This window comes from Azospirillum sp. FG154 (assembly GCF_057809575.1).
In genome coordinates, this window is sequence record NZ_JBMDKF010000002.1 from 353,843 (window position 1) to 375,996 (window position 22,154).

Here is a 22,154-nt window from a genome sequence, read left to right on the forward strand (position 1 = left end):
CCTTATGAATTGGGGGTGTTCACTTCGAGAAGGGCGCAGGACGCGGTCGCGCCAAGGCCTATGCTGACGAGAAGAATCTTGTCGCCGCAGGACAGGAGTCCGTCATCATCGGCGGCCCCCAGATTGAGAAAGGGATCGGCGGCGAAACAGTGACCAAAGCGCGCGCCGGACGGCATGAAAATCTGGTCCGGGCGGGCGCCGAGCATCTGTCCTATCTGGCGCCAGGACGCGGCATTGGCGTTGTGCGGAAAGAGCCAGCGGATCTCGGCAAGATCCACGCCGAACATGCCAAGGGCCGTCGTGATGCTGGCGACCGCGAATTCAAGATAGAATTTGTCGAACCCGCGAAGATAGTCGTCATCCGGGCGACCGCTGTTGAGGCTGAAGCGACCGTCATGCCGGGTCGCGCCGTACAGCAGCCGAAAGCGGCCGGGTCGGCGCCCCACCAGAATGGCGACCGCCGCCTCTCCCATGATCGTGGTGTTGACGATGTGGCGGACCGTGGGGTGAAAGGCCTTGTCGCCGACGACGATAAGACCAAGCCCGCCCGGTGGCAGCACCGCCTGATGGAGCGCCAGCGCTGACACGGCCGAGGCGCAGTGGTTCATCGTCAGGCTCAGGCTGACGCTTCCGCCTTTGTGGTAGGTGTCGAGGATGCTGTCCTGCGCCCGGGACGTCATCGGGCCGGAACTCATCAGTGTGTGGCAATAGGTCATGAGCGAAATGTCTGCCGCGCGGAGACCATTGCGGGCGATGACGTCGGCCTCCGCCAAGCGCAGCAGGGCGTCGAGCGGCTGCTCCGGGTCGCAGCGGAATTCCTCATAACCGAAGAAACGGTTGTGCATTCTCGCTTCGCGCGGGTTGAGGCCCAGGCCGACGGCGGTATCCCAAATGGTTTCGATGCGTGCGGGCGCGGCGATGGAAAGGTCGATGACGTCAAGCATCGGCGCTCCTCCCGTCTTGAGCCGGATCGCTCAGGAAACGCAGAAGGCGGTCATGGAATTCAGATGCCCGCAGGATCGCGAGATGACTGTAACCATCGGTGAAGAAGCTTTGGCCGCGCCGCGCCCCCCTGGCGATCTCTTCGGCATTGCTCCTGGCGATCATCCAATCGCGCTTGTCCTGGACGGCGAGCACGGGACAATGGAGTCTTGCGAACAGCGGCGGCCCGACGTCGGCAGGCGCGGCGCCGAAACGGACACGGTAACGGTCCCGAATTGCCGGCAGGAGACGCGGCGGCAGTTGATTGGCCGCCAGATAGGTTTGCAGCAGGCCATCAAGGGAGGACGGGGCGGAAAGGGTGACGAGACGCTCCGCCTTCAGACCACGATCCATCGCGATGGCGGCGATCAGCCCACCGGCCGAGTGGCCGACCACGGCGGCGAACGGACCAAGGGGATTGCAGCATTCAACCAACGTCAGCCCGAGTTGCTGAAAGGCATAACGATCCCCGTGCGAACTGCCATGGCCCGGCAAGTCCGGGGTGAACACCTGATAACCGGCCTCGACCATGGCGTCGACCAGCGGGGCCAGCCCGGCTCCCGTGGCGTTCCAGCCGTGAACGAGGAGAAGACGCGGCCCATCGAGCGGCCCGCAGGACCGGATGTCGACACGGGCTTCGCCGCATCGGACCGTCGTCAGCCGCATCCGCGCCATGTGGTCGAGCGCACGCTTGCGCGGCTTGGCCCGTTTGGTGATCTCGAACCGCTTCAGCGCCAGATCGGCGGCCAGGCGTGGCGACAGGCGGGCGGTGACTTCGATTTCAAACTTGCGCAGCTTCCAGCTTATGACCCGGAAATGGGTCTCGGGCGATCCATCCGCGAGAAGCGTCACCTTGTGGCCGAAGCCCAGAGCGATCATGGTCCTTGCCCGAAACTGGCGAAGCCGGGCCAGCAGCCAGAGTCCCGGATAGACGGCTTCATACAGCATCGCGCGCCTCCTCCCGCCAACGCGGGGCGCTGCGCAGCAGATACAGGAACTGGACGCCGTAGAGCAGAAGCGACAACGTGCTGAAGGCGATCAGTATGAAACAGATGTCGGAAAGACTGTCGCCGACGCGCAGATAGGCGAGCACGCTCAGGCAGGTCATGGTTTCGACGAAGACAGTCACCAGCAGGACGAAGAGGCCGCGTTCAAGCTGCTCCAGGATGATCTGCAACATGGTCGCAACCGCTGTCGTGAAAAAGGTCGGCGCGAGGCACAACAGGATTTCGGCGCTTGACAGGCGCAAGGCGGCGGCATCGGCGGGCAGGACAAGATCGAGCAGTTGTGGCGCGCCGACGATGAGAAGGAGCGTCGCCAGGGCGTAAAATATCGCCATAGCCGGAGTTGAGATCATCAGGTGCGATGTGGCCGCCGGTGTGCCCTGCGCCTGATTGCTCAGGATCGCGATGGCCGAACCGGCGGCGATCGCCGGAACCATGAACAGAATGCGCAGCCGGATGACGAGGAGGAAGGCGGCTGCGGTTTCGGCTCCGAGATTTGCCATCGCCGGGAAGAGCACGGCGGCGCTGGCGAAACCGGCCACCATGGTCAGGAAGACCGGTAGGCCAATCATGACGAGCAGGCGACGGAGCCGGGCGAGCGTTTCCTTCAGCAATGGGCTGTCCCCCCCGTGGCTGCACCGGTGGGCGCCGATGATGACGATCGGCGCGGCGACGAGCGGACCCGCGACGTTGCCGAGCAGGACGGCCTCGAAGCCCCAGCCGAAGCCGGTCATCGCCGCATAGGTCAGCGACAGATCGACCGCCATCAGCAGGATCAGGGACAGCACCCCGGTTTTGACGTGTCCCTGGCCGCGCAGGGCGGCGTTGTAAACCTCGAACAGAAAGAACGGCACAATCGAGAGTATATAGAGGGGAAGGGGCTGTAGAACCTGCGGCGCGAGGATGCCCGGAGCCGCCGCGACGGTTGCCGCCGCCGGTCCCACGGCGAGACTTTGCAAGCCGTATGAGCAGACGACCAGCGAGGCGGCGACCAGAAAACCCGCCAGGAGAATGATCAGCGATGATTGCCGGATGCCGGCGAGTGGCCAATTCTTCTTCGAGCGGGCGCTGAAAACCTGATTGGTGATCGCCAGCGTCTCCAGAAAGGCGAGCAACAGCAGATGGTAGGGCTGAAGCAGCGATAGGGTGGTCAGGACCCCCGTGTCCGGATGATAGGAAAGCAGCCAAGCCTTGCTGAATTGCAATCCCGACGCGGCGAGCACGCCAAGCGACAGGGGCAGCGCCATGCCGATCATATCCCGCAGGACCGAAATGCGTCTGGAAAGGCGATCAAGTGAGAGAGGCTGGATCGTCATCATCGGTCCTTCCTGGGCGCGGGAGACGTGGGTGGAACGCGAGGGCGCGTCCAAACAGCGTGAGCGTTATGCATGGAGTGGCGAAGGTGGGGCCTGCCCCATGGCGCAACCGTTCGAGCGGGTCGTCGATGACCATCACATGGCGATGGGCGACGAGAAACTCCGGGACGAGATTGAATGCGTGCGTCGCCGCCTGGCCCGAGTGAATGCGAAGAGCCAGGGAAGGTCCCACATGTCCAAGCATGTCGAGCAGCTTTTGCAGGATCGGCGTCTTGGCTTCGGCTTGATGCCCACGGTGGATATAGAAAAGGCAGACGTCTTCAATACGCTCGACCAAGCCACAGAGGCTGTGAAACGCCTGACCGAGGGTCGCGGGAAAGAGGGCATGCGCGTCGCCGCCGGGGAAACGGGCCGCCAATGGCGTCCTATCTCCCGCCGCTCCGACCGTCATCGGCGCGATATTGTGGGCAAGCCAGTCACCTGCCAGCGGAAGGCGTTTTTCGGGAACCGGGCGCCATTCGGTCGGCGCCTCCACCGTGAGGCGGCCAAGCGAAACTGCGTTTCCAGGGGGGCTCGCCGGGTTGATGAGGGGCCAAACGCTCATGCCGCCCCCTCCAGCCGCAGCTTTTCCGTCGGCTGGTCCGCAATGGCTGAAGGTCGGGCAATGGTTCGATCCAATGCCGGATAGAGGCTGGCGAGCACAAGCGAAAGATGGTCCAGGGCGACAATGCCGCTGAGAAGAAAGGCGTGACCGCCCATCAGCTTGTTGAGCATGGTTGACGCATGGGTGATCGTCTGGTGATGGCGGTCCGCACAGGCGCGGACGCCGTCTTCATGCACGCCCTGCCAGCGCTGTAGCAGGGCGACCTCGCCGAAACACTGCTGAATCCGGGCATGGACGCGGGCGAAATCCGCACGTACGAGCTGGTGCTTGAGGACCGGCTGCCCGAAGCTTCTGCGCGACATCAGATGGTGATGGGTCATATCCAGACCGCGCGCCAACAGACCGAGGCGCAGATGCAGCAAGGGGAGGAGCGCGGACGGCGGCGTGATCTCCGCAGCGGGCGTTTCGCAACGCAAAAGAGCAAGACCAAGAGCCTTGAGGGCAGGATCATGGATCGTGTCGCACTTGCCCGGCGCCGGGCCGCCCGAAAGCGCGACGATCTGCCCCGCTCCGCCCACGCCGACAAGCGCCAGACCCGAGAGGGCCAGATAACCGTCCTGTCCCGTCATCCGCTTGGCGAAGGCGCGCAGGGCGGCGTCATAAGCGCCCTGTCTTGCCAGTTTGAAAAGGTCCGGGTCGTCAAACGGCATCCAATCCACCGCATCGGGCATCGGAGCCTCCTAGGCCGCTTGCGCGGCGGTGCGTTGCAGGAAGTCCTTGAGCGTGCCGATGTCGTTGAAGGCCGCTTCGCCGATCGCGTCCGGGGCGAATTGCAGGTTCGGGACACGGTCCTCCAAGGCGAGAAGGAACTGGACGAACATGACGGAATCGAGATCGAAATGTTCGTCGAGGCGCATATCCTCGGAGATTTCCTCGATCGGCCTTTCCGTCACTTCGATCAGGCATTCCTTGATGATGGTCAGCAGATTGTCCGCCATGGTCGGCTCCTCAGTGGTTGGATTGAGAGCGCTCAAGAAGCAGCGCGGCGTAGGTCACGCCCATGCCGGCGGCGAATGCGAAGACACGGGCTGGATCACGGGGGGCAACGGACAGGTCGCACAGATTGGCGGCGATGTCGGAGCAGTACATGTGCCCGTCGCAGGCTATGTCGCCATAGGCCATCACCTCTTCCCACCCGAACGCTCCGGCGAGGCGGCGCAGAAGCGGAAGATTGAGGTTGTAGGGAACGACCGTGTAGGGCGTGGCGGCAAAATCGGGGTCGATTGCCAGCGCTTCGTGGAGAAAATGATGGAACCGCTCGTAGAACGCATCGTTCAGAACGCGTTTGTCATCCGGAGCCATGTCATCCGGATTGCGGTGAAAGCGCGGCAGATGAGAAACACAAGATCCGCGCACACACCATTCGCCCGATGTTTCATCGAGGATGATCGACACCGGGCGTTCCGAAAGAAGACCGACGGACAGTCGGCTGAAGGCGGGATGGAAGGCCTTCTCGCCAGCGAGGAGGATGACGGTGTGCCCAGGGCCACGCGCTTCCTTCGTGCGAAGCGCCCAATGGGCGGCGGCAAGGACGGAGGCGCAATTGGTCATGGACAGGGTGAAGCACTCCCAACCGCCCAGCCCGGCGGCGGTCGCAAGCTCTGAAAGCCAGTCGGCTTCGCTGATCGTGTTGTGGGTCTGGGTTTTGCAGTAGATGATCGTGCCGGCGGCACGGCCTTGACCATCTGGACGAAGGCGGGCTGCGGCCCTGACAAGAACATCCGCGAGCATCAGCCGCAGCGATGAGGGGGAGCGCAGCACGCTCCTCAGATCATAGAACCGTTCGTATGTGCGGGCGCTGCGCTCGCTTATGCCGTGGCTTTCGCCAAGGTCACGCAACACGACCCGTTCAAGTCCGCTGCGTGGCGCGATGCAAGTCAGGAAAGTCATGGCGCGGCATCCTCGATGATCTCGACCATCCCGGCGGCCTGCTTGAAGAGGTGCGAGGCGCGCAGCGCCTTGTCGATTCCCTGGAACGGACGCGTGACCATCAACCAGCCGTCCGCCCGCATCGAGCGCAACGTCGCGTCGAAATCCTTGACCGAGTAGCAGATGTGATAAGGGCTTGCCCCGTCGATGCAGTTCCCCAATCGGCGCCGCATGGCGGTGTTGCCGGGGTACGGCTCGACCAACTCGATGTATGGCCCCCCCGCTTCCGTTCCCAGCAGACTGATGTAGACGCCTTGGGCGTCAAGCGGCTTGCGGTCCACATGACGAATGGGGGCCAAGGGCGCGAAAGCCCGCGCTGTCGATTCAGTTTCCGAGACGAGGTATCCGATATGATGAATCTTCATGGTGTCCCCCCACGATGTTCCAGGGGCCGACTCGTCTGTGGATGGCACGGCGTTCCCGGAACAATGACCAGAAAAGCAAGTGACGTGCCAAAGCCATTGCAGCCACGTCAGAAAACGATTTTCTCATCGATACGCTCACGCAATGAGTGTAAATCATTGGAACAATGGGGCAAAATCCATTGGCTGTTCGTCTGCGGCGGCGTTGAGATGAGTGGGGTACAGGCCATAAGCTCATTTTTGCGAAATATTATTTCTATCCCAGGAAACCTTCTTCCGTTTTTGGGTCCTATTATCGCGACATGACAATTGGAGACGGGCGCCGATTTCGGGAATGGGCGGCGATGGCGGTTCGACCTTCACGTCCCGGCGCCGGTTTGAGACCAGGACCGGCCAGTTTCAGAAGCGAGTTCCAACAGCGATTTGCGGCACGGCATGAATTCCCTGATCCCGAAAATCCGGGAGGGTCCTGATCGCGCTCGCTATCCCGGTGGTTTCACACATGTTCCATCGCGACCGCGATGGGATGATGCGGCAGAATGATGAAGATCGTCGGGCCTGACGGGACTTGCCTGTCAGCGGATCGCACCACGCCGCCACAAGGCGCGGCCTGACCTCAGAGAGATATTAACAATAAAAATCAATTGTCTACAGTCAGTCCAGCGCTTCAATAAGCGCCAGACGGACGCCAACCGGCGATGGGAATGTCATCGGATTTTCAGGACTGGCCCGGCGAAACGAAGCCGGCGCAGGCTCGAAACGGTCCGTTCAAGCCCGCGCCGTCGGAGGCCCCAATTGTCAGGACAGATCCTTCGCAACCTGTCGCAAGCGATTGCACGGAATGGCTTCGCTTCTGGCGCGCGATCAGATTTGCTGGCGCAACGCATCGCGGATCGGAGTCCGTGCGGCGGCCAGGGCCGGAACACCGCCGCCGATCAACCCGATTCCCAAGGCGAGCGCAAGGGCGGCCAAGGCTCCGTCCAGCGACACCGTCAGAGCGAAACCGACCTGGGTTCCATCGCTGCCCAAGGTCGACATGGACCAGCCATCCAGCGTTATCATCATACACACGATCCCCAACGCGCCTCCTACCACGGCGAGGCAACAGGCTTCGAGCGCCGTCGCCACAAAGGTCGAGGAGGGGCGAAACCCAAGCGCCCGCACCGTCGCGATCTCTGCGGCGCGGTCGGAAACCGAAGCGGCCATGGTGTTGACCGTCCCGGCGACGGCGCCGATGGAAATCGCCAGCGCGAGGGGTACGCCGAACCAGAGGATCAACGCCGATGTGCGGGAGGTCTGGTCGGCGTAGAAGTCGCTTTCCGTCCTCACGCTGACACCGGCGCTGCGGTCACTCTCCACATATGCCCGCAGCGCCGCAATGGCCGAGGGATCGGAAAGCCGTAAGCGCAGGCTTTGCACGACGCCCTGGCGGTTGAATATGGTTTGCACGACGGCCAGATCGGCAAGGATCTCGGACTCGAACACCGATCCCCCAGCCTCGAAAATACCCGCAACGGTCCATTTCGATGAACCGAAGGTGACTTGGCTGCCGACCTGGAAGCCGGGATAGGCCAAGGCGATCCGCCGTCCGACGACCAATTCAGCCTGTCCCGGCGAGAACGGACGACCTTCGATCAGCCGGAAGCTTGGCCGCAAGGTGAAACCATTGGCGCCGATGCCACGGAGCGACAAGCTGGTCGGCAATTCGGACGCCTGGGGCGCCGCATCCACGGCCACTTGCAACTCCGCCGACATCATCGCCTCGCCGCCCTGATTGCGGGCAATGCCGGGAGCCGCCTCCAGGGCATGAAGCTGGGCGATGGCCAAGCGGCTGCCGGCCTCGGAGGTGGAACCGGCGCTCAGGGCGATCGCCACATCCGTCGATCCCGCCGCCGAGTAAGCGGTGCGGAAGCCTGCGGCCATGGAGAGGAAGCCAAGCAGAAGCATCGAGGTCAGGGCGACGGAAATCACCATCGAGGCGGTGATCCAACCGCGCCGGGCGAGCGAGAAGGCGCTGATACGCAGCAGGATCCAGACCTGCACGGCGATGGAATACATCGTCAAACCCTCCTGATCGCTTGTATGACCTTGAGCCGAAGCGCATGGCCGAGAGGGGCGGCTGTGGTGATGGCGGTGACGGCGAGCATCAGGGCGACGGCTTGCCAGACCGTGGTCCAGGACAGGTTGACGCTGGGCGCCAGCGTTTGCAGCTCTTCACCAAAAAATCCGATGAAGAGCGCGGCGGCGCCAAGTCCGATGAGGCCTCCGCCCACGCAGATGAACAGCATCTCGGCAGCGATCAACGCGATGATCCTGTTTGCCGGGAACCCAATGGCCTTGAGAATGCCGATTTCCGTCCTGCGCTCGCGCACCGCGAAGGCCATGGTGTTGGCGACGATGAGCAGGATGGTCAGGAAGGCGACGGCGAGAACGATGGTGACGATGAGCGAGATGTTGGCGAACTGGGCGGCGAAAGCCCGGTTGAGTTCCGATTCCGTGCCCGTTCGGGTCTGAGCCGCCGAGTTGAGGAAGGTCTGGTCGATGGTTTGGCGCACCAAGTCGGACGAGGCCCCCGGTTCCAGCAGAAACACGAAACCGTCCACGGTGTCCCGTCCGGCGAGCCTGGCCTCGTTGAGATAGTCGTAGCGGATAATCATGAAGCCGGTGTCCACGGTCGACCGCTGGCCATCGAAGATCCCGAGGATCTCGAATGTCCAATCCAGCGAGCCGTTCCGTTGCCGGATGCTGTTGCTCGTGATGGTCACGCGCTGGCCAACCTGCCAGTTCATCCGCTGCGCCAGCATCCGGCCGATGAGAGCGCCGTCGCGTTGCGCGGCAATCTTGTCCTGAAGCGCTGCCGGAAAAAGGAAATCATCCGCATAGACGACGGCATAGTCGGGAAGAGGAACCGCGTTGACGCCGATGACGGCGTGCGGCTCCAGGTAATGGCCGCGCAGACGTGCGGCATAAGCGGTTCTGGCGACACCTGCGGTGGCCGCGATGGCTTGGGCATGGGTGACGGGCAAAGGATCGCTGACGCCGATCCTGCTGACCGTCACAAGCCGCTGCCTTGCCTCTTCACGATGCGAGAAGCCCTCATTGACACTGGTCAACACGCCGAAAACGGAGAATGCGATGGCGACAGAGAGTATGAGAAGCAGCGTGCGTGACAGCTTGCGTGTGAGGTTCTTGCTTATCAGGGTTAGAAAACTCATCACGCCGCTTCCTTCTTCAGGAACTGCCCCTTCTCCAGGTGCAGAGTCCGCTTTGCGAATTGCGCCGCCTGTGGATCGTGGGTCGCCATGATGATGGTTTTGCCGAAGCGGGCGTTGAGCAACCTCAACAAGGTGAGGACATCGTCGGCGGCCTCGCGGTCGAGATCGCCGGTCGGCTCGTCGCAGACGATGATCTTCGGATCCCCAGCGATGGCGCGACCGACCCCGATCCGCTGCTGCTGACCACCCGAAAGCTGATCTGGACGATGGTGGGCGCGCTCTTTCAGCGAGAGCAGATCAAGGATCGTCTCGCAGCGCGCCTGCCGTTCGCGGCGGCTCAGATTGCGCAGGAGCAATGGGATCTCGATGTTCTGCGCAGCCGTCAGTGTTGGCAACAGATTGAAGAACTGGAACACGAAGCCCAGGTTTTCAGCCCGCCAACGGCTCAGGCGAGTTTCACTCAGGGAATCGATGCGCAACGCGCCGACCGTGATCGAACCGCTGTCCGGCCGGTCAAATCCACACAGCAAATTCAGGAAGGTCGACTTGCCGGACCCCGATGGACCCATGATCGCCAGGAAATCCCCCGGGGGGATGTCCATGGACAGATTGTCGAAGACGTGGCTGGTCACGCCGCCGCGTGTGAAGCATTTTGTCAAATCATTGAGATGTATGCTGTTCTCAAGGCTCATCGAAGGGCTTCCCGTGCGTTGGAGGAGTTGTCGGCGGCCAGATTCGGATCCGGGACGATGGTGATCTTGGCGGCCATTTCAGGAACTATCGCCTTGGGGGGCTCGGCGAAGGTCAGTTGGACCTTGATGGTGCCGCGTTCGCGCGAGCTCATCGGTCGGATGGCCTTGACGGTCATGGGGAAATGCATCCCGGGCAGGGCGCTGAAGGTGGCGTCGGCCGCTTGTCCACGGCGGATTTGACCGACGCTGCTTTCGGCGACTTCCATTTCGACCTCCAGCGAGGCGGGATCGAACAGAATGGCGACGCCCTGGCCTGGACGATTGGAATTGTTCGCCGACAGCGTCGTTTCCCCCGGATCGACCAGAAGCTGGGCGATGACGCCGGTGATGGGAGCCCGCACCTTGTGCTGTTCCAGGACTAGGCGCGTCCGTGCCGCCTCCCGGCGGGCGGTTTCCGCCTTCGCCTCTTCCAACGCCAGTTGCGCCGCCTTCTGATCGACGGCGAAACGGGCGTCTGTCAGGGTCGTTTCGGAAACCACTCCGCGTTTCTGCAATTGAGCCAGCCGGTTCAGCGGGTCTGACGCGATCACGAGCGCGACTTTCGCGGACCGCACGGATGCCTCGGCCTCCGCAACCTTGGAGGCGCTGATCGCATAATCCTCCGCAGCGACGACATCCTTGAGCGCAATCAACAATTGGCCGGCTGCGACATGCTCGCCTTCCTCGACCTGGACCGAGTCAACGATGCCGGTGGCCTCGGCCATCACAGTGATCTGATGGCTGGCGACCGCATATCCGGAACCGACGACTCCTCCGCGGACGGCCGCCAAGCGGGTTGGCGGCGTTTCCGGCTTGCCGACTGCGGCAGGATGTTGCGCCGCCACGCCTTCGACCGGTAGCGATGGGATGGCTGGCTCGTTCCGCTCTATAGCTCTGGCTGCAAGGCTCGGATAGGAAGCCTTGACGAGGCCTTTCCGGTCGGCGACGACGGCGCCCGCCATGACCGCGCCGATGAACAGGACACCAAAGAGCTGCATCTTCCAGGGAGATCGGGGGGCGCCCCGGGCTTCGATCCGCAAAGATCCCAGTTTCTGGACGAGATCGTCGGCATCGCTGGGGGCGCCGGCCATGTGGGTCTTCCTCGATGAAATTCGACACCCACGGTACAAGCAAGGGCCATGCCTTGATGAAAAGTGTTTATCTCCAGCGCCTTAGATAAGGATCGGCCAGCCGATCTCTCAATATCGACACTGATTTCCAAGTCTTGGGACTGAATTGCGCCAGGATTCCCGGCGGCCCCGTTTCCTGAGCGACTGTGGATGACGTTGGTGCAAAAGGCTGGGTTGGGAAGCCCAGAAGGGTCATGAGCGTGGCCGCCCCCTTCGTGCCGGATCGGTATGGCCGAAGAGAGGAAGAGGACGGACGGGATTCCCGTGACGGGTTGAGAGCTGGAGGAAAGGCTTCCGGCGCCCGTCGCGGAGGTTCCCGCCATGTCAAGACCATCAGCCCCGCCCGGCTCCGACCGGGCGAGCCTGTACGATGACATCACCGGCACGATCATCGCCCAGTTGGAGGGCGGCTGCGTGCCCTGGGTTCAGCCCTGGGGGACGGCGGCGGCGAAAGCGCCGCTCGCCATGCCGAAGAACGCCAGCACCGGACGCTGTTATTCCGGGATCAACGTGCTGATCCTGTGGGGCGCGGTCATCCAGCACGGCTTTCCGGCCCAGACCTGGCTGACCTTCCGCCAAGCCTTGTCGTTGGGTGGCGCCGTCCGCAAGGGCGAACGCGGCGTCACCATCGTCTACGCCGACCGCTTCATTCCCGACGACGAGAGGGCGACTGTGGGTGTATTTGCGCGACGAACGTCCCCATGCCGGACCAGCGCCGCCAGCGGTGCTGTACCGCTACACGCCTGATCGCCGGGGTGAGCGCCCGCAAACGGAACTGGCCAGTTTTCGCGGCCATCTGCATGCCGATGGCTATGCTGGATTCGACGCTCTGTACGAAGCCAAGAACGGTCGGCCCGCCGCCGAGGTCTCCTGCATGGCCCATGTGCGCCGGAAAATCTTCGACGTTCACGCCACCACCGGCTCGCCCCTGGCCGAGGACGCCCTGAAACGGATTGCGCTGCTCTTCACCATCGAGCGCGAGGTGACCGGGCAGTCACCCGAGGAGCGGCGGCGCGTCCGCCAGGCCAAGGCACGGCCCGTGACCGACGACTTGGCGCTGTTCCTCGGCACCACGCTGGACCGCATTCCCGGCAGGAGCGAACTGGCGGCGGCCATCCGCTACGCCCGATCACGCTGGACGGCGCTCACCCGCTATCTTGAGAACAGTCGCTTGGAGATATCCAACAATGCAGCCGAGCGCAGCATCCGCCCCATGGCCATTGGCCGACGAAACTGGATGTTCGTCGGCTCCGACAAAGGTGGCGTCCGTGCCGCGACGATCCACACCATCGTGGAAACGGCGAAGCTCAACGGCCTGAATACCCACGCTTACCTGAGAGACCTGCTGGGCCGCATCGCCGACCTCCTGCCCTGGAACATCAAACCCACGTCCTGCGCCTGACGGTACCGTCAATCCGTTTCTGCCGCAGTCATCAAACGACGCTTACGCCCAACCAGCCGCGTAGGAAATAGCCAACCACTTGTCGGGCAGCCCGTGAGACCTCCTCTGGGGGGATCGTCTCACTCAGTCCCCAAAGACAACCTTCGTGCGGTCCAGCTTCACAGAGCGCCCGGAAATGTGCCGCAGCCCCAGGCAATGCCAAATATTCCCAACCCGGTGCGTCAGTTCGCTCTGCCAAGCGCCGCAAAATGGCGGCAATCTGCCCTTCAGTGCGCCGCAGCCCGCGCTCGAAGAAGATACGACCAACGTCTGGAAAGCGGCCAGTTTCAGCCATCACCAGCCGGGTCACGGCAAGCACGGAAGGGGCCACGATCAGATTCAAATAGGCTTGTGCGGTGTCCTCCAGCACAGCCTCAGGTTCCTTTCCCTCGACGTCAACTGCGGCGAGAGCGGAGCAGGCCAAAGTGCCGACCTCCTCAACATAAGCTGCGAACAGCGCCGCCTTGGAAGGAAAATAACGATAAAGCGTGGTCTTGGAACCTCCCACCTCAGCAGCGATGCAATCCATCGAAGTGTCAGCATAGCCGTTCCGAAGAAAGATTTCGCCAGCTACCATTAGAATTGCAGTCCGTCGGTTGGATATGCCGCCTGACATGATTACATTATCTCTGAATGATACGTTCTTTTTGATGTCTCGTCCATTTGGCTCCCCTTCAAAAAACTCAATCAGCCCGTCATAGGTTTAGATCCCCGTGCGTCACATTGAGTCCGACTTCATGCGATCCACTCTGAGCGGCGGCAAATGCGAAAAACAAACTGACGCGGATTCGGCTTGAGAATAAAATTCTCCGTCAGGACCGGGGTCTCCTAAAATCGCAGCGGTCTTCTGCGCCAAGGAAACAAGTCCATGATTGATCCGCCCAGTCGGTCAATAGGAGGGCGTTATCCCATTGGCGCGGAGGGCGCATCCAACAGGCAAGCCTCCCCCATTCGCACGATTCCCCTGCCGAGGTCTCCCGCACAACCCTTTCACCCTCTGCCGACCTTCAAAAGAAATCGATCCACGGCGGTTCGCAGATTTCCGGCTTCACCGACCAAACCGGCGGCGGTAGACAGCATTTCACCTGCCAAAGCATTGGTTTTGTCGGCGCCGTCGGTGAAGCCGACCATTTGACTGCGGACGGTGTTGGCCCCGCTGGCCGCCCTGTTTGCCTGCCGGGCGATCTCACCGACGACCTGCCCCTGCTGGGCGATCGAAGCGCTGATCGAAACCGCGATGTCCTCCAAGCGGAGCACAATTTGTCCGACGGACTTGATGGTTTCCGCAGAGTCCGCCGCAGCTTGGCGCATTCCATCGATCTGCCTTTGCACCCGTTGGGTCGCCAACGATGTCTGGCTGGCAAGAGCCTTCACCTCCTGAGCCACAATCGCAAAGCCACGTCCAGCCTCCCCTGCCCGCGCCGCCTCGATCGCCGCGTTCAGAGCCAGCAGATTGGTTCTGTTGGCGATGTCATTGATAAGGTGCACCACATCGCCAACCTCGTCGGTCGCCGCCAACAGCGCCAACATCGCCGCCTCAGAACGTTCCGCGCTTCCTGTCGCGGATCTGGTCATGCTCTCGGCCTCCGAGACGCGCTGCACGATCTCATGAATGTTGGTCGAAAGCTCTTCCGTCGCCGCAGCCACGCTCTCGACGCATTCTGTAGCCTCTCCGGCATTGCAGGCGACCTCGTTTGATTCCTGCCGGGCGTGGGCGGCGAGATGGTCGAGTTCCATCGCGGCCTCATGCATCTGTGTCGCTGCTCCGGCGACGGCTTCGACCACGTCGGCCATGCGGCTCTGGAAATCGACAGCCAAGCTTTGCAAAACCTCGCGTTGTCGCTCCTCCTGCTGTTGGCGCATAAGCTTGCGGCTGACGCGCAGTTCCTCAGCTTCACGCATGGCGGTCTGGAAAACAGCCAGCGCGCGCGCGGTGGCGCCAATCTCGTCGCCCCTTTCCCCACCATGGATGACGATGGACAGATCACCCTGAGACAGACGATGCATTTCGATGACGATCCTGCGCAGGGGACGCGACAGGAACCGGCTGGCAACCATCATCGCCAGGGCCAGAACCAGGATGGCTCCGACGCCGCCAGTCGCCAGCGTTACCGCAACCGTCCGGTGGTATCGTTCCTCGGCCTGGATGCCAGCATCGACAATGAGCTTGGCGATGTCCTCGGCCAGACCGTCGAACTGGCTCAATGTGGTCGCGATGTCCATGTTCAGGAACGCCTCTTCCGCCCCCCGCCTGTCCTTGGCGACCGCCAGGCGCCGAACCGTCTCGGCGATGGCGAGCAGGCTGTCGAGTTGCACCAGGGACGATTGGATTTCATCGCGCCGCTGCGGCAGAATCCGCTGCAATTCGGCGACGTTGACGACGAAACTGGTCTTCAGCGCCTTCAAATCCTGTTCGGCATAGCGCAGAGTGTCGTCGTCGCCCCTGATGAGCAGGTCCATCGCAACAATCTGGATCGACCGCAATGTTCCTGTCGCGATCAGGGCGGCCTTGCTGCGCTCAGCCAGTTCCACCACGGAACCATAATTGGTTTTGATGGTCCGCATCTGCGCAAGGCTGTAGAGGGACAGCCCGGCGCAGAGGATAATCATCAACGACAACAGGAACGCGATCTTCCCCGCCATCGGAAGATTGGCCAGCAACCGTCCGGCAACGCCAAGGCTATTCACGCCACGCCCCCAGCCATCGGCGCCCCGGCGCGCCAGCGCCTCGTGATCTGCCATGTCAGCCCCCTTCCTCTGACCGATCATCTCCTCCTTTCCTGTCATTCACAGCGCCATTGCGGACGGCTGCGGCGAAGGCTTGGGCTCCAACAGGAAATGCGCCAGCGCAGGAAGCAAAACCAAAGCGCCGATCATGTTGCCGATGAACATAAAGGCCAACAAAATCCCCATGTCGGCCTGGAACTTGATTGGCGACCACGCCCACACCGCCACGCCTGCGGCCAGGGTGAAGCCGGTCAGCATCACCATCCGCCCGGTGAACAGCAGGGAGGCTTCAAAGGCGTCGGACAGGGATTCGCCCTTGCGCAGATGAGCGAGCAGGATGCTCATGACATACAGCGCGTAATCGACGCCGATGCCGACGCCCAGCGCGATCACCGGCAGCGTCGCGACCTTGACGCCAATGCCGAGCATCACCATCAACGCCTCGCACAGCAGAGAGGTGAGGGCCAGCGGCGCCATGGTGCACAGGACCGCCCGCCACGACCGGAAGGTTACGAAGCACAACACCAGCACCGCGCCATAGACCCACAGCAGCATTTCGCGATTGGCCTGCCGCACCACGATGTTTGTCGCCGCCTCGATGCCGGCGCTGCCGCCGGCCAGCAGGAAGCGGGTGGCCGCGCTGTCGTTGGCGTCGGCGAAGCTCTGCGTCGCGTCGACCACCGCGTTCAACGTATCCGCGCGGTGATCCTGGAGATAGGCGGTCAACGGCAGGACCGAACAGGAGTCGTTGAACAGCCCCCGAGGCGAGTTGGCCGTGATGGTGTTCAGCATGTCGCGGTTTCTCGGCAGCTCGAACCATTTCGGGTTGCCTTCATTGTAACCGCTCATCAGCAGACGCTGCTGCCCGGCCAACGACGCGGTGCTGTCCACCGTCGGCAGACTGCGCAAGAGCCAGTCCAGCGCATCGACCCGCATCAGCGCGTCGTGGCTGGAGCACTCGCCCTCCACCGTCCGCACCATGACGATGAAGGCGTCGCCGCTCGCCCCGTATTTGGCGTTGATATAGGCGTTGTCACGGTTGTAGCGGGAGTCGGCGCGAAGTTCCGGCGCGCCCGGATCGAGATCGCCGATCTTCAGGCGCTGGCTCACCAGAAATGCGGCGACCGCCACCACGAAGCAGACGGCGACCGTCGCCATGGCCCGACGGCGTTCGGTCAGCCTGCCCAGCCAATGCCAGACGGGATGGCTCTGGCCCCGCTCGGCGCGCAGGCTGCGCTCTGCCGCGATGGGGCTGACGCCGACATAGCTCAACAGGACCGGCAACAGGATCAGATTGGTGAAGATCAGGATCGCCACCCCCAGACTGGCGATCATCGCCAGTTCCTGGATGACGGCGATGTGGATGATGAGCAGCACGGCAAAGCCGACGGCGTCGCACAGCAGGGCGGTCAACCCTGCCAGGAACAGCCGACGGAAAGTGTAACGGGCCGCCACCTCCTTGGGCGCGCCCCGCCCGACATCCTGCATGATGCCGTTCATCTTCTGGGCGCCATGGCTCATGCCGATGGCGAAGACGAGGAAAGGGACGAGGACCGAATAGGGGTTGAGTTCAAACCCGAGCGTCGGCAAGGCGCCCAGTTGCCAGACCACCGCAACGAGAGAGCAGACGACCACCAGCAGGGTGCTGCGCACGCACCGGGTGTGTGCGTAGAGGACCGCCGCCGCCAGTACAATGGACAGGACGAAAAACAGAGCGATCTTGCGCAAGCCGTCGATCAGGTCGCCGACGACCTTGGCGAAGCCGGTGACGCGCACCGGCACGCCCTGCGCCTCGTACCGGGCGCGCACCCGCTCCAGACGGTCGTTCAGAACGCCATAGTCGATAAACCGATGTTGTTGAGGGTTGTCGGCCAGAAGAGGAACGGAAATCAGCGCGGATTTCTCGTCGAAGGAGACGATCTTGCCGATCTCCCCGGAGCGGCGGACATTGACGCGCAACTGTTGGAGATCCTGCGGACTGCCCCGGTACTCGCTGGGCACCAGTGGCCCGGCGTCAAACCCCTCCTCGGTCACACCCTGCCAGCGGGCGTTGGGTGTCCACAGGCTCTTAAGCCCGACGCGATCGACCTCTGGAAAAGCGACCAACTCGTTGGTCAACTGCCTGAGCGTTTCAAGAAAACCTGAATCATAGATGTCGCCGCCCGGCGCTTCGAGCGCGACCCGTATGACGTTGGGATTCGGCAGATCGCTCTTCATCGCCGTGTAATTGACGATGAAGGGGTGTTCGGTCGGAATCATCTTCTCGAAACTGCCGTTGCTGTGCAGCCGTGGCAGTTGGATGGCTGCGGCCACAGTGACGGCGGCGCAAATAAGAAGAATGACAAGGCGATAATTGAACAACAGACGTTCCACAACGCTTCCCGACCCGGGGTCGAACGGAAGCGCGCCGTCTTCAGGATGCAGAGTGAGGGTTGAAGCGGTCATGGGCGTTTGCTTTCGATCGACGGGCTGGCCATCAGCGGGCCGGGAAGACGGACAGCTCCCTGGCTGCCCCCGAGGACGAGGGTGCCGTCGTCCGCCAGGACCATGGTCGCCGGACTGCCCACCGCCGACACCCCTGATTTCTCAAGGTCGCGGCCCTGAAGCCGGTACAGGCCGCCTGCCTGATCCGCCAACAGAATGGCCCCATCCAGCAATGGCAGACTGGCGACGACCGATACGGGAGCCGGGAGGGGCAACGGATCGAAGCTGCGACCGCCATCAGCGGAGTGGAAGACATTGCCACGCAACCCGGCGACGGTGATCCCGGCAGCCCCCAGTTGCGCGGTGAACAGGCTTCCCTCATAAGGCAGATCGAGTGTGGCGAAGCTGTCGCCGCCATCGCCGGAGCGGAGCACCAGCCCTTGCTCGCCAACAATGACAATTTCCTGCCCCCTGGTCCGCACCGCATAGAGATGACGATCCAAGGTCCCGAGGTGGGATGACCACGCCTCCCACCGAAGACCGTCATCGCTGCGCAGCAACTGGCCGTAGGCGCCCGCCAACCACAGACGACCGCGATCATCAACGGCCAGATCCAGCCAGGGGCGGTCGCGCCGGTCAGCGGCAAGCTCGTCGGCGAGGCGACGGGCCGTGCGGCTCCTGGGATCCGCGTCGCCAAGTTCCTTGGCGAGCCGATCAGCCGCCTGCCGGTAGAGGCCGAGAACGTCGCGATGATCGAACTGCCGCTTCCAGGTCGCGCCGCCATCCTCGCTGGACAGCAGCACGCCGTCATGCCCGGCCGCCCACCCCCGTTTCGGGTCGATGAACAGAACGGCGGTCAACGTAACGCCGACCGGAACCGCCGCCTGACCCCAGTTCGCGCCATTGTCATCGGAATAGAGAATGACGCCGCGTTCTCCAACCGCCACCAAACGCTTGCCAGCCCGCGCCAGCCCAAGAAGGACCGCCCTCTCAGCTCTCGGTGAGATCAGGGCCGACCGCTCCAGCGGATCGGCCTCGCGCGGGGCCGCCGCGACGGTCGAGGATTTCGCCATGACGGCTGCAAGGACAAGAGTCACTCCCAGCGCCGCGATCCGTCGCACCCTGCGATCCATGACGCATCCTCAACGGAGTTGGTTGCCGACCATGGCGTCGGGCGTGAAGTCCGAGTCCTTCAGGTCTGTGCTGGCGGTGACGCCGATTGTCGCGCCCGGCGCGTTCATGAAGGGACCGGCATACCAGGCGCCGGAAACCAGATCGTAATAACCGAAGGTGACGATGTCGGTCATGCTCATCTCGCCATAGGTGATCGGCGTGCCGTACAGCGTCCGCCAGAGCTGGCCATTGACGTCCCAGCGATCGGCAAGCAGCGCCAGCCAGGAATCCTCATCCACGTAATAGACGCTGCGCGGCGAGGTGTGGCGTTTGCCGGATTTGAGATTTCCTTCCACCACCCACACCCGGTGCAGTTCCCAGCGGACGTAATCAGGGTTCATGAAGGACGAACCCATCACGGTTTCCGCGCTGTCGGGCTGCAACAGCTTGTAGGTGTTGTAGGGAACCAGAATCTCCTTCTTGCCCAGCATTTTCCAGTCGTAATAGCCAGGACCGGAACCGAAGACGCTGACCTCGTCGAAACTGATCATGCCGGCCGAGGTCGGCAGCGGCGTGTCGCCGTTCGAGTTGGGGAGCTTCCGCACCCGGCGCTGGCCGGTCAGGTAAACCCAGGTGTTGGTTTTCGCATCGTCCACGTTCAGGCGACCGACCAGAGCCTCACCGGCGCGGATCGGCGGGCCGTCGTTGAGCACGCGCGTCAAAAAGTAAACGCCGTCGAACTTCTCGACCGAGCCGTTCGGATCGTAATAGGGCGTTATGTTGTGCTGTTCGCCCTTCATCACCATCACTTTCTTACCGTCAGCCGTGACCATCCAGGTCTGGCCGTTGGTCCCGCGAGTCTGGTTCCCGATGTAGCGAAGGATGTGGTTCCAGATCACCTCAAGTCCGCTTTTGGGGATGGGAAAGGGGGGGCCGCCAAATGCGCCCGAGGGAATCGGGTAGTTCGTGCCATCAACAAGCTTTGCGCGGGTGGCGTTCTTGAAGGTGTTGTCCTGGACCCATTGCGGCGTCATCGCGGTGCGATGGGTGGGGTACACGTCGATCCGGTAGGCCGGATAACGCTGAAGCATCGCCTTCTGACCATCGGTCAGCTTGTCGGCGTGCTGCGCCATGTTCTTGGCGGTGATCGAATAGAGCGGCTTTTCGGCGGCGAAGGGATCGGGTCGGCGCTGGGCGGTGGTGAAACCGGGCGGCACCTTCACCCCTTCGCCGGTCCAGGCCGGAATCGTCCCGTCCTTGTTGCCCGCACGCTCGGCGCCCAGGGGGGTCAGGGTGGATTTGAGCTGCTGCGCCTCCTGCTCGGTCACGGCGGCGGCGGCAGGCAGGATCGGGGCCGCGACGCTCACACAGAGCGCCGCACCCAGGAACAACATGTCCAGTCTCATCGGGATCTCCAGAAGAGCTTAGAAAGTCCGGCTGATGTTCAGCGAGACGAAGTCACGGTCCTTGAAATACTGCTTGTAACCCCAAGCTTGGGCGCCGCTCCGGCCGACCGAGCTGAACAACACATCGGCCCCTCCGAAGTAATGGGTCAGGTTCAACCCCATCTGCCAGGTGTCGAGATAACTGGCCTTGACGCCGACATTGATCGTCCCCCCGTTTTCCGGCATCGGGGCCAGACCGACCATGTTGCGCGATCCCTTCGGCTGGTAGCTGAAGCCGATCGGCAGACGCAGATCAACGCCGGGCAATGCTTGGTAATAGACCGGCTCGAACAGCATCTGGAACCGCAGACTGTTCCGGCTCCCGTTCGGTTGACAGACCGAACCGGGGAAACTGGCGGGTTGGCAGCCGCTGAGGGTGTCGGCATTCTCCGTCACCTTCAGGACATGATTGAAGGCAACCTCGCCAATCAGCGAGGCGTCGTCCCAAAGCGGCGAGTTCCCGAGATTGGAGCCGAAAGCCGAAACATTGACGTGCATTGTCCGACCGACGGCATACCGGGCGCCGCTGCCCAGATCATAGGCGTTGGGCGACAGCAGATCCTGGTTGCTCCGCATAGAGGCTTCGACGGCGTAGTTGAACAGGCCGACGCTGCGGTTGGCGCTGGCGCCGAACGTATTGATGCCGTTGTGATACGCCTCGTAAAATCTCCCCGTTACCGGATTGGTGACGGTCTGGCTGGTCTTGCTGTTGAAGCGGAGGGCATACAGGCCATAGTCGGTGTCCTCGCCACGGAAACGCAACGCCACGCCACCCTGACCGGTGTTCTTCCCGTCGCGGGTTTCGCTGCGCCGGAGCGCTCCGGTGGGGGTGTAGACCAGATCGCCGCCAGCCTGAAAGTCGATCGGGGAAAAGTAGCTGCCGGCCCCCTGCGTTCGATTGGGCCGCCACCCGAACTGATAGATGGCGTATGCGGTCAGTTCGTCGGTCAATTGAATCTGCCCCGACGCCTGCGGAACCGGACGCAGGATTTCCTGGAAGCGCAGATTGGGCACCGACAGAGCCTTCGCCTGATCGATGGGGGACATGGCGCCGGCGATGGCGTTGTCCCCGAAGAACAGGCTTTCGCCCCAAATGACGCTGTGCTGACCCAACCGCAAGGTCGCCTGCCGTCCATCGACATCGAAGCGGCTGGACACCAGCGCGTCGAGCAGTTCGGCGTTGCGGCCATGAACACGCCGGGTATAGGAACTGAACCCGGTCGGGTTGGAGGGATCGGCGGTGTTGACGGCGCTGGTTCCGGGTCCAAAGGCTCCGGCGGTGTTGTTGTCATTGTGCCGGTTGTAGACGGTGTCGTACCAGGCGGCGCCGCTCAGTCGCACACCGAACTGCTGATAGCTCGCCTCCAGTTCGCTCAGCAGGTCGGCGCGGTTCGAGACGATGCCGCGCTTGCGAAAATTGGTGTCGCCATCGCTGAGATTGGGATTGCCAAGCAAACCACTGTCGGCGTTTTTCAACCGATAGGCGGAACTGTACTTCACTGTGTTGTCCCAGCGAAGCTTCAGATCGGGAATGTCGGTTTCGATCTGGCCAGCCGATGCGGATCCCGCAGTCAGAATAACCGCAAACGGAAGAAGCCTCTGCAAGATCCGTTGTTCCAGCCGATAGCGGGACGTCGCCCCTTTCCAGAATTTTATCACCACGTCTCTCCTC

Annotated in this window: 19 protein-coding genes and 1 pseudogene; 2 read left to right on the forward strand and 18 right to left on the reverse strand. The window is 62.6% G+C overall.

Annotated features, from left to right (window positions below):
* Nucleotides 1-2: 2 nt before the first annotated feature.
* The 12 genes from ACODS4_RS03770 to ACODS4_RS03825 all read right to left on the reverse strand — a co-directional run bounded on the left by ACODS4_RS03770 (nt 3) and on the right by ACODS4_RS03825 (nt 11,293).
* Complete coding sequence (locus tag ACODS4_RS03770; protein WP_488860861.1) at nt 3-944, reverse strand: 3-oxoacyl-[acyl-carrier-protein] synthase III C-terminal domain-containing protein; 942 nt, start codon at nt 942-944, stop codon at nt 3-5.
* Nucleotides 937-1,929 (reverse strand): alpha/beta fold hydrolase, encoded by a 993-nt coding sequence (locus ACODS4_RS03775; protein ID WP_488860863.1) that lies wholly within the window; start codon nt 1,927-1,929, stop codon nt 937-939. The genes ACODS4_RS03770 and ACODS4_RS03775 overlap by 8 nt, the downstream gene beginning before the upstream one ends.
* The gene (locus ACODS4_RS03780) at nt 1,919-3,304 is read right to left on the reverse strand and encodes a hypothetical protein (protein WP_488860865.1); all 1,386 of its coding nucleotides are present in this window, start codon (nt 3,302-3,304) and stop codon (nt 1,919-1,921) included. The genes ACODS4_RS03775 and ACODS4_RS03780 overlap by 11 nt, the downstream gene beginning before the upstream one ends.
* A complete protein-coding gene (locus ACODS4_RS03785; protein ID WP_488860867.1) occupies nt 3,276-3,905 on the reverse strand; it encodes a hypothetical protein in 630 nt (209 codons plus the stop codon). The genes ACODS4_RS03780 and ACODS4_RS03785 overlap by 29 nt, the downstream gene beginning before the upstream one ends.
* Nucleotides 3,902-4,636, reverse strand: coding sequence for an acyl-CoA dehydrogenase family protein (locus ACODS4_RS03790; protein ID WP_488860869.1), 735 nt, complete (start codon nt 4,634-4,636; stop codon nt 3,902-3,904). The genes ACODS4_RS03785 and ACODS4_RS03790 overlap by 4 nt, the downstream gene beginning before the upstream one ends.
* A gap of 9 nt (nt 4,637-4,645) precedes the next feature.
* Complete coding sequence (locus tag ACODS4_RS03795; RefSeq protein ID WP_488860871.1) at nt 4,646-4,903, reverse strand: acyl carrier protein; 258 nt, start codon at nt 4,901-4,903, stop codon at nt 4,646-4,648.
* A 10-nt stretch (nt 4,904-4,913) separates the two neighbouring features.
* Entirely contained in the window at nt 4,914-5,855 is a 942-nt protein-coding gene (locus ACODS4_RS03800) for a hypothetical protein (RefSeq protein WP_488860873.1), read from the reverse strand.
* A complete protein-coding gene (locus tag ACODS4_RS03805; RefSeq protein ID WP_488860875.1) occupies nt 5,852-6,259 on the reverse strand; it encodes a VOC family protein in 408 nt (135 codons plus the stop codon). The genes ACODS4_RS03800 and ACODS4_RS03805 overlap by 4 nt, the downstream gene beginning before the upstream one ends.
* Nucleotides 6,260-7,120: 861 nt before the next feature.
* Nucleotides 7,121-8,314 carry an ABC transporter permease gene (locus tag ACODS4_RS03810; RefSeq protein ID WP_488860877.1) on the reverse strand — a complete coding sequence of 398 codons (1,194 nt, stop codon included), beginning with the start codon at nt 8,312-8,314 and terminating at the stop codon, nt 7,121-7,123.
* Nucleotides 8,315-8,316: 2 nt separating this feature from the next.
* A complete protein-coding gene (locus tag ACODS4_RS03815; RefSeq protein WP_488860879.1) occupies nt 8,317-9,471 on the reverse strand; it encodes an ABC transporter permease in 1,155 nt (384 codons plus the stop codon).
* Entirely contained in the window at nt 9,471-10,163 is a 693-nt protein-coding gene (locus tag ACODS4_RS03820) for an ABC transporter ATP-binding protein (protein WP_488860881.1), read from the reverse strand. The genes ACODS4_RS03815 and ACODS4_RS03820 overlap by 1 nt, the downstream gene beginning before the upstream one ends.
* Nucleotides 10,160-11,293 carry an efflux RND transporter periplasmic adaptor subunit gene (locus ACODS4_RS03825; RefSeq protein WP_488860883.1) on the reverse strand — a complete coding sequence of 378 codons (1,134 nt, stop codon included), beginning with the start codon at nt 11,291-11,293 and terminating at the stop codon, nt 10,160-10,162. Before ACODS4_RS03825 ends, ACODS4_RS03820 begins: the two co-directional genes overlap by 4 nt.
* A gap of 360 nt (nt 11,294-11,653) precedes the next feature.
* On the opposite strand from ACODS4_RS03825, the gene ACODS4_RS03830 reads away from it, so the two are divergent.
* Both ACODS4_RS03830 and tnpC read left to right on the forward strand, forming a co-directional pair.
* Nucleotides 11,654-12,079, forward strand: coding sequence for an ArdC-like ssDNA-binding domain-containing protein (locus tag ACODS4_RS03830; RefSeq protein ID WP_488860885.1), 426 nt, complete (start codon nt 11,654-11,656; stop codon nt 12,077-12,079).
* A pseudogene (gene tnpC, locus ACODS4_RS03835) lies at nt 11,988-12,734 on the forward strand (IS66 family transposase); the annotation flags it as partial. The gene ACODS4_RS03830 and the pseudogene tnpC, both read left to right, overlap by 92 nt.
* A gap of 31 nt (nt 12,735-12,765) precedes the next feature.
* Here tnpC and ACODS4_RS03840 read toward each other — a convergent pair.
* The 6 genes from ACODS4_RS03840 to ACODS4_RS03865 all read right to left on the reverse strand — a co-directional run bounded on the left by ACODS4_RS03840 (nt 12,766) and on the right by ACODS4_RS03865 (nt 22,144).
* Nucleotides 12,766-13,389 (reverse strand): TetR/AcrR family transcriptional regulator, encoded by a 624-nt coding sequence (locus ACODS4_RS03840; protein WP_488860887.1) that lies wholly within the window; start codon nt 13,387-13,389, stop codon nt 12,766-12,768.
* 374 nt (nt 13,390-13,763) lie between these two features.
* On the reverse strand, nt 13,764-15,515 hold the full coding sequence (locus tag ACODS4_RS03845; protein ID WP_488860889.1) for a methyl-accepting chemotaxis protein: 1,752 nt from the start codon (nt 15,513-15,515) through the stop codon (nt 13,764-13,766).
* Nucleotides 15,516-15,560: 45 nt separating this feature from the next.
* Nucleotides 15,561-17,945: an efflux RND transporter permease subunit gene (locus ACODS4_RS03850; protein WP_488860891.1), complete on the reverse strand. Its 2,385-nt coding sequence runs from the start codon at nt 17,943-17,945 to the stop codon at nt 15,561-15,563.
* Nucleotides 17,942-19,057: a WD40/YVTN/BNR-like repeat-containing protein gene (locus tag ACODS4_RS03855; protein ID WP_488860893.1), complete on the reverse strand. Its 1,116-nt coding sequence runs from the start codon at nt 19,055-19,057 to the stop codon at nt 17,942-17,944. Before ACODS4_RS03855 ends, ACODS4_RS03850 begins: the two co-directional genes overlap by 4 nt.
* A 9-nt stretch (nt 19,058-19,066) precedes the next feature.
* The gene (locus ACODS4_RS03860; protein WP_488860895.1) at nt 19,067-20,443 is read right to left on the reverse strand and encodes a DUF1329 domain-containing protein; all 1,377 of its coding nucleotides are present in this window, start codon (nt 20,441-20,443) and stop codon (nt 19,067-19,069) included.
* Nucleotides 20,444-20,461: 18 nt separating this feature from the next.
* Nucleotides 20,462-22,144: a DUF1302 domain-containing protein gene (locus ACODS4_RS03865; RefSeq protein WP_488860897.1), complete on the reverse strand. Its 1,683-nt coding sequence runs from the start codon at nt 22,142-22,144 to the stop codon at nt 20,462-20,464.
* Between the last annotated feature and the right edge of the window lie 10 nt (nt 22,145-22,154).

Coding starts and splice junctions, on each gene's coding strand:
- ACODS4_RS03850 (WP_488860891.1), bottom strand. CDS start 17,945: ATGACCGCTTCAACCCTCACTCTGCATCCTGAAGACGGCGCGCTTCCG.
- ACODS4_RS03785 (WP_488860867.1), bottom strand. CDS start 3,905: ATGAGCGTTTGGCCCCTCATCAACCCGGCGAGCCCCCCTGGAAACGCA.
- ACODS4_RS03805 (WP_488860875.1), bottom strand. CDS start 6,259: ATGAAGATTCATCATATCGGATACCTCGTCTCGGAAACTGAATCGACA.
- ACODS4_RS03770 (WP_488860861.1), bottom strand. CDS start 944: ATGCTTGACGTCATCGACCTTTCCATCGCCGCGCCCGCACGCATCGAA.
- ACODS4_RS03840 (WP_488860887.1), bottom strand. CDS start 13,389: ATGTCAGGCGGCATATCCAACCGACGGACTGCAATTCTAATGGTAGCT.
- ACODS4_RS03810 (WP_488860877.1), bottom strand. CDS start 8,314: ATGTATTCCATCGCCGTGCAGGTCTGGATCCTGCTGCGTATCAGCGCC.
- ACODS4_RS03830 (WP_488860885.1), top strand. CDS start 11,654: ATGTCAAGACCATCAGCCCCGCCCGGCTCCGACCGGGCGAGCCTGTAC.
- ACODS4_RS03820 (WP_488860881.1), bottom strand. CDS start 10,163: ATGAGCCTTGAGAACAGCATACATCTCAATGATTTGACAAAATGCTTC.
- ACODS4_RS03775 (WP_488860863.1), bottom strand. CDS start 1,929: ATGCTGTATGAAGCCGTCTATCCGGGACTCTGGCTGCTGGCCCGGCTT.
- ACODS4_RS03815 (WP_488860879.1), bottom strand. CDS start 9,471: ATGAGTTTTCTAACCCTGATAAGCAAGAACCTCACACGCAAGCTGTCA.
- ACODS4_RS03855 (WP_488860893.1), bottom strand. CDS start 19,057: ATGGATCGCAGGGTGCGACGGATCGCGGCGCTGGGAGTGACTCTTGTC.
- ACODS4_RS03825 (WP_488860883.1), bottom strand. CDS start 11,293: ATGGCCGGCGCCCCCAGCGATGCCGACGATCTCGTCCAGAAACTGGGA.
- ACODS4_RS03800 (WP_488860873.1), bottom strand. CDS start 5,855: ATGACTTTCCTGACTTGCATCGCGCCACGCAGCGGACTTGAACGGGTC.
- ACODS4_RS03845 (WP_488860889.1), bottom strand. CDS start 15,515: ATGGCAGATCACGAGGCGCTGGCGCGCCGGGGCGCCGATGGCTGGGGG.
- ACODS4_RS03790 (WP_488860869.1), bottom strand. CDS start 4,636: ATGCCCGATGCGGTGGATTGGATGCCGTTTGACGACCCGGACCTTTTC.
- ACODS4_RS03780 (WP_488860865.1), bottom strand. CDS start 3,304: ATGATGACGATCCAGCCTCTCTCACTTGATCGCCTTTCCAGACGCATT.
- ACODS4_RS03795 (WP_488860871.1), bottom strand. CDS start 4,903: ATGGCGGACAATCTGCTGACCATCATCAAGGAATGCCTGATCGAAGTG.
- ACODS4_RS03860 (WP_488860895.1), bottom strand. CDS start 20,443: ATGAGACTGGACATGTTGTTCCTGGGTGCGGCGCTCTGTGTGAGCGTC.